7 protein-coding genes are annotated in these 5901 nt (G+C 59.0%); 1 reads left to right on the forward strand and 6 read right to left on the reverse strand.

Translation table 11 applies throughout. The features are described 5' to 3' along the window. A partial coding sequence (locus tag ACI3K3_RS25295; RefSeq protein ID WP_404918815.1) for a hypothetical protein occupies nt 1-503 on the forward strand: 503 nt, incomplete at its 5' end. 50 nt (nt 504-553) lie between these two features. Here the strand turns inward: ACI3K3_RS25295 and ACI3K3_RS25300 are convergent. From ACI3K3_RS25300 to ACI3K3_RS25325, 6 genes are all read right to left on the reverse strand, one after another. Beyond that, complete coding sequence (locus ACI3K3_RS25300; protein ID WP_404918817.1) at nt 554-868, reverse strand: hypothetical protein; 315 nt, start codon at nt 866-868, stop codon at nt 554-556. Nucleotides 869-1453: 585 nt separating this feature from the next. Further along, nucleotides 1454-1792 carry a hypothetical protein gene (locus ACI3K3_RS25305; RefSeq protein ID WP_404918819.1) on the reverse strand — a complete coding sequence of 113 codons (339 nt, stop codon included), beginning with the start codon at nt 1790-1792 and terminating at the stop codon, nt 1454-1456. Nucleotides 1793-1891: 99 nt separating this feature from the next. After that, the gene (locus ACI3K3_RS25310; RefSeq protein ID WP_404918821.1) at nt 1892-2314 is read right to left on the reverse strand and encodes a Fic family protein; all 423 of its coding nucleotides are present in this window, start codon (nt 2312-2314) and stop codon (nt 1892-1894) included. Nucleotides 2315-2671: 357 nt separating this feature from the next. Beyond that, nucleotides 2672-2869 carry a glutathione-dependent formaldehyde-activating, GFA gene (locus ACI3K3_RS25315; protein WP_404918823.1) on the reverse strand — a complete coding sequence of 66 codons (198 nt, stop codon included), beginning with the start codon at nt 2867-2869 and terminating at the stop codon, nt 2672-2674. Nucleotides 2870-3170: 301 nt separating this feature from the next. Then, entirely contained in the window at nt 3171-3512 is a 342-nt protein-coding gene (locus tag ACI3K3_RS25320; protein WP_404918825.1) for a type II toxin-antitoxin system RelE/ParE family toxin, read from the reverse strand. Further along, complete coding sequence (locus tag ACI3K3_RS25325; protein WP_404918827.1) at nt 3505-3786, reverse strand: type II toxin-antitoxin system Phd/YefM family antitoxin; 282 nt, start codon at nt 3784-3786, stop codon at nt 3505-3507. The genes ACI3K3_RS25320 and ACI3K3_RS25325 overlap by 8 nt, the downstream gene beginning before the upstream one ends. Between the last annotated feature and the right edge of the window lie 2115 nt (nt 3787-5901).

The following is a 5901-nucleotide window of genomic DNA, read 5'->3' on the forward strand; positions in this document are numbered from 1 at the left end:
CCCCCGGATTCCTCCCCTTGGCCGAGCGGCTGATCGCCGTGCACAACGACCTCGGGCTGCACGCCGGCGCCGGGCGCAGCGTGCTGACCGCTGACGGCCGCCGCCTCGACATCGATCCGCGCAGCTTCGACACCATCTGGATTCTGGGCACCTTGTTGCCGCGCGCCTACATCACGGCCGGGCTCACCTTGCGCCCCCTGCCCTGCCTGGCGGGCCTGCCGCGATTTCTACCGGAAGATCCGCGCGTACTTGCCGATGCCCTGCGCGGCCGAACCCTCGATATGGCTCGTTTAGGGCTGGCCGAACTCGACCGGCTCGAGCGCGCGCTGCTGCGGATCACCGCCGATCTCAAAGTCACCAAGCGCAGCAAAGCCCCCCTGCTCGCGCGGCTGCAACTTGCCTATCCGGATCTCCGGGTGCCGGCGATCGCACGGCTTTTGGGAATGTCTCCACAAGGCGCGGTCAAGCTCCATTCGAAGCTCAACGCCCGCTCTTCGCACTAGAGTTGAGGCTAAAAAAATAATCTAATAACGCGTCTATTTTCGGCGAGAAATCACAGTTCGGTGACTGATTCTGCCTCATCTTGGCCCCCGAGTGCCTCCAACCAAGTAATAACCTGACCGAAGGCATCCTGTTGCCACTCCTCAGCCGTTCGGTCTTCCAAAATGTCTGTCCCCTCCACAAACCTACGCATGCTATAGGGGCCGAAATCGTCAAAGGAGCGGAACTTTTCTGCGATTTTGCGATAACCTTCAAATGCGCTTTCCTCGACAAGCGCTGCTATCCCGCCGGGATAGTTTCTGGCCGAATAGTAGATGTCATAAGCATCCTCGGGCTTGTTTCTGCCTTCGAGTGCATGCCCTTTCATTGCGAAAAGGGCCGGGATCGATGCGACAGTAATAATGGATAATTAGCAAAGCAATTTCAGCGGCCTTATGGCGACTTCCCTCCACCAACATAGCAGCTTCCCCTAGGACACTCCGCCTCAACCCCCATCGTCCACTCTGGCCGATTAATGAATCACTTCCGAGCAAAGGCCATTAATATGTGATCGCAGATATCTCCCGGGATACATATGCTTAGGCATATATCGAGCTGGATGGTGGCAATCATCGCAACGAAGCAGTCGACCTCGGGCAAAGAGTATCAAATCAGCAAAAGCGCCCATTTTGAAAGTTGAAAAAACGCCTCCGCAAACCCCCGCTGCAGGCGTGAAATTGGACAGCGGCGGACAAATCATCATCTGCAGGGTCAAGCCGCTCCAAGATGCCTTAAAATCGAAAATAGAGCTATTTCTCGTTTTGTTCGCATGTCGATGCGCCGTTAGCACTGCTAAGCACAGCAATGCATCGTTAATCCCGCGGCTTCAGCTAACCTCTCCTCTCAGGATCTCCGAGCGCCAACGATCAACCGGCTGCTGGGGCTCTGCCGCGCTGGTCCCGGCGTCCGCCGCCTAAGCGAACAGCCGCGGAAACATGGTATCCTGCGTGTCGCTGGGAAAGCGCAGCGATACGGACACCTTAGGCATATCCGGGGCCAGCAGTCCGCTCGAACTGCCCCCGAACCAGCGCTTCCTGCAGCAACCAATTGCCCTTCGGCGATAGCGCACCGAAATTCTGACGTGACGCCCGAGCCGTCTCGAGAGAGCTTGGAGGTCGAACAGCGCCGACATGTAGTCGATCTGGTCGAGGCACACTTTGAGGAACCACTCGGCAAAACCGACGAGGTGCTGTTCGGAGAGATTGCCTCGGCCATCGCGATCACCCTGCCGCGGCGCATCGGCCCAGGCCATGTACTTGCGATACTCCGCTCGCCCCTCTTCCCCCTGCCCCAGACCTCGCGCCAATCCGCGTGACGCCGACCACACGCCATGGGCGCCCATACCTGCCTTCTATGCCATGGCATGGCTCATCAATCTGCTGACCCGGCCATTGCCATCGAGGAACGGATGTATCCAGTTGAACCGGTGGTGCGCCGTGGCCATCGCCAGGATGCGCTTAGCCCTGCCCGCCCCGACTGCAGTCATGCGCATCACGGCTTTCGGCTCGAAAGCAAACCGCGCGTAGAAGTACGCCATGAAAACGGCCGCCCGCGCTGACGAAGGCGGAAGGTGCCGGCCAATCTGTACCTCATGCTCGTCGCGCGAGCGCCATTCACCCGCGGTCATGAGATAGGCCCGCCCTCGCCCGGGCACGGTAAGCATGGCCTCGGAAGCCCCGACATAGAAGTCGCGGTGTAGCTGGCGGATAAAATCGGCATCGGCCGGATCGGGAAGTTCATCTGCTGCCGCGGCCCGATCGATTGTCTCCTGCACGCGGTAGTGAGCAGCGAGGTCCGCGGATCGAGGGCCCTTCTCAGCGCTTCGGCTTTGGCCCCGATTTCCGCGATCAGGTCACGAAAGTCGCCGGTCAGCGCGTCGATGCGCACGGGCTCGATCTGGGTTGGGGATTCGACATTCGTCGCCGCAGCTTTGGCCGATCTTTCAAGCCCAACGTTACCGCCGCCCTATTTACCGCAACTTGGCAGATTTCCTGACGTTTGATGCGGTATTTCGGTCCGGAGGCCGCCACCCTCTGCGGTCTTTTGGCCGATCATTTGGCCGTTCTTACAGCCGTGATCGATCGCATCCGATCGCGAAACCGGGAGGCGTGGCGGGTCACGGCGGCTGAGTTCAATCCGCGTTATCGATCTTGCGGACCTCAATGCCGCCTTCATCGAAGCCGTCAAGCAACCGCGCGTTGATGCCCATCTTGCCGAAGTCTTCCCCGAGCGTCTCCCAGTGGGTACCGCAGCCACAGACCGGGCAATGATGAATACCGATCATCCGGTCGCCCCAGATGTAGGCTGTGGTCTCGCCGGAAATGTGCACGTCGGCAGGAGGGTAGTATGCAACCCTCCATGCAAGCCGGCGACAGAGCGAACAGTTGCAATCTGCGACCCATTCGGGTGCGCGCGCAAGTTCCATCTGTACGTTGCCGCAGTGACAGCTTCCATGAGCGTTCATACCACATTCTTAAACCCGTTATGGGAACGCGGCAACAACGGCGCAATGGACGCGACCTGTTTCGCCAGGGCTTGTCCCACACGTGGGACGACCCGCTGAAACCCGCACAAATCAGCGGATTTTTCCAATTCGACAGCCTTGCATAACGCAGCGCCTTTGGGGGCAATCAGTGCGGACGCCCAAGGAGACGACGTTCCAGCAACGTCTGCATGTCACGCCGACCATCGGCAATCACCAGAATGACGACGCGATCTCCAAATACTCGATAGATCACCCGAAAATGCAGGAGCAGCACTTGGCGAAATTCACGCAAACCGAGCTCCGCAAGTTCCTTTGGGACACCGCCCCGCTCCGGAAACTGCTCCAAGGTTTCGATCGTGGCCAAAAGTTGATCTAGCAAGGCATCCGCTTCGTCCGCGCCTCGGAGTTCTGCCAGATAATCATGGATTTCTTCGAGATCGTCTTCGGCCCCCTGGGTTAGCTCAACATTATAAGAGACCTCAGTCATCGGAACGATTAGCTTTCGCTCGAAGGCGCTCAGCTACCACCCGCGCCGGCTTAGTCCGTCCTGCGTCGACATCTTGTTGCCCTAACGCCAGCAGCTTGAGCAGCGCCAAGGTTTCCTGCGCCCGCTCGAACGACGCAACGTCCTGGAGCACCGCCTTCGCTTCCCCGTTCTGCGTGATCACCATGGGCTGGCGTGAATCGGCAATATCGGTCAGTACCTCAGCCGCGTTGGCCTTGAGATAACTGATGGGTCGGACTTGCGTTGAGAGGCGCATAGGCGATCACCTTTTAGGACTAAATTCGGTCCTAATTTAGTCTTGAAGAAAGTCTCTTTCAAGCGCCGAGATTTTCAGCGCGAAAGCGACTTTGGCGTGGCCGCCTCCTCACGGCGTCATCATGCCTGAAATCGCCCTGGAGCGCCCCCAGACCCGAAACGAAGCGCCATGGGTAGAAGCTTGCTGGGCAAACTTGCCTCAAAATATGGTCCTCTCAGGCGGCCACTGAGAGCCGATACATGACTTCGATGAATTGGATCATTAAGGGGCACGATGCACCTTAGCGAGCTTCTGAGGGCAAATTCCGGCTATTTCCTGATTTGTTCTCGTTCTGGCGCCGAATGTATCCTTCGATGCCGAACGTATGTGATCCCGACTTGAGCCTTTCAGCGATTGCATCGTCGAAAGCGGCGTATCGGCTTCGAAAGCTGTCCCTTACGTTTGCGCTCGGTTGCGTAAATTGGCCGTTGGGCAAGATTGGGAAGCCGATGGGGTTCGCTTTCGATGCCCTCGCGGAAACGGTGGCCAGTACCGCTCAATCCGGCAGCCCTGCCCGTGCCTGGCAGATCCATCGTGCACCGTTCAGCGGCTATCATGCACTGCGAAGATTCTGAACCTGTCTCCGGCTTCCGGCAGTCGCCACTAAGGTGTACGTTTGAGTTGTTCAATTCCCGCCCGGTAGCTTGGAGACCGGATGGCGCGCTGGCTGAGCTATGCCGGATGCGCGAAATAGGGGAACGCGGAGTACGCGTGGGGAGGGAATTTCCAGGTTTATTCGCCAACCTGACGTCAGGCGGGGGCGGGCGTGGACGTTGCGGTCGGCTCAGGAGCTTGGGCCGAGGACGCGATTGGATGGGCGGGCGAAATGGTCCGAGTTGCCATCCAGGGCTCGCGGTCTTGGCGGTTTAGGCCGGTTGCGGGGTTTGGTTTCAGGCTGGGCAGGTGGTTGCGGTCGGCCTCCCCTCCCCTTCTCCCTTAAATCAATCTCAAAGATCCGCCGCAGGCGCGCGGTTAATGGGGTTATATCTTTAAGTTAGAGAGTTAAGGGGTGCCGAGCTCGGCGGAAATGCCCGAGGTTTCGGCGAGTCGCAGCCTGTGGACAGAATCTGATAACACGGGGCTATCGATCCGATAACACGCCCGGCCGATTCTGATAACACGCGAAACGGGCTCTGATACCACGTAGGCCGTTCTGGTGGCTGTGGATAACCGAAATCCCTCTCCTTCGCGCTTTCCCCGATAACTGTGCGCCGCGCGCCCTATTTGCGGGAGTTTGTCGCGCACGTCATCGACTTTTGCGACGCGCGCCGCATCGCTGAGATGTTCGTCCCGAACGTGTTTTCGGGAATCTCTCGTCATTCGCTCAACGTGCTTTCGGGAATGTCGATTTTGGCCATTTGCGTCTGCGACAGACATTCTGCGCCCTTCCCTTCGCGCGCGTCTCTGCTGCCGGGCACTCGGCATCGGGGCAAATGCCAAACTTCTGGTGCGCCGCGGAAACCTTGCGACCGGCGCGGGCTCCCCTACTGATCGACGTGTTTTTGGAATCACATTGGACGGAATGGCGACGGCGTGGACATTTGCCGAAACGCGATGCCGGTTGCCTAGAGGTATTCCATTTTACGCGATTTCCGAAAACACGTTGAGCGCGAGGTATTGCCAGACTGCGCGCACAGAACGCCGATCATGGATCGCGCCTCCCGGAGGCAGGCTTTTGACGCAGGCAATTGCCGATCCTCTGGCCTACCTTTTTGACGAATTTGGCCAAGAGGACCTGGCGCTCTCGCCCGTCTGCCTGACCTCTGCCACCAACGCTTGCGTATCGGGAGCACCATGGCGACTTGTCATTTCATTCGGTCGGATGCGATCGCTATCGGAAGGGGGCGAGGGAGGAATGAACCCAACCGGCATGGACGACACGTCCAACCGCTGTGGGGGATGGCAATCCGATGTGATCGTACTTCCGGCGCGGCGCTTATCGAGGGAAGGGGGCCGAGCCGCGCAACGTCATGGGCGCGACCTGACCGCGCGCCGTTCGCCAGATTTCGCGATGCGATGCGAGTTTCGTTCGATGGACGGGTGGGGAGGGCGGTTGCTCTTTGGGGGGATGGGCGC

It is taken from the genome of Novosphingobium sp. ZW T3_23 (assembly GCF_044987305.1).
GTDB lineage: Bacteria > Pseudomonadota > Alphaproteobacteria > Sphingomonadales > Sphingomonadaceae > Novosphingobium.

Excerpts from the sequence above, each read along its gene's own strand:
- ACI3K3_RS25320 (WP_404918825.1), bottom strand. The coding sequence starts at position 3,512 with ATGACTGAGGTCTCTTATAATGTTGAGCTAACCCAGGGGGCCGAAGAC.
- ACI3K3_RS25325 (WP_404918827.1), bottom strand. The coding sequence starts at position 3,786 with ATGCGCCTCTCAACGCAAGTCCGACCCATCAGTTATCTCAAGGCCAAC.
- ACI3K3_RS25305 (WP_404918819.1), bottom strand. The coding sequence starts at position 1,792 with ATGGCCTGGGCCGATGCGCCGCGGCAGGGTGATCGCGATGGCCGAGGC.
- ACI3K3_RS25300 (WP_404918817.1), bottom strand. The coding sequence starts at position 868 with ATGAAAGGGCATGCACTCGAAGGCAGAAACAAGCCCGAGGATGCTTAT.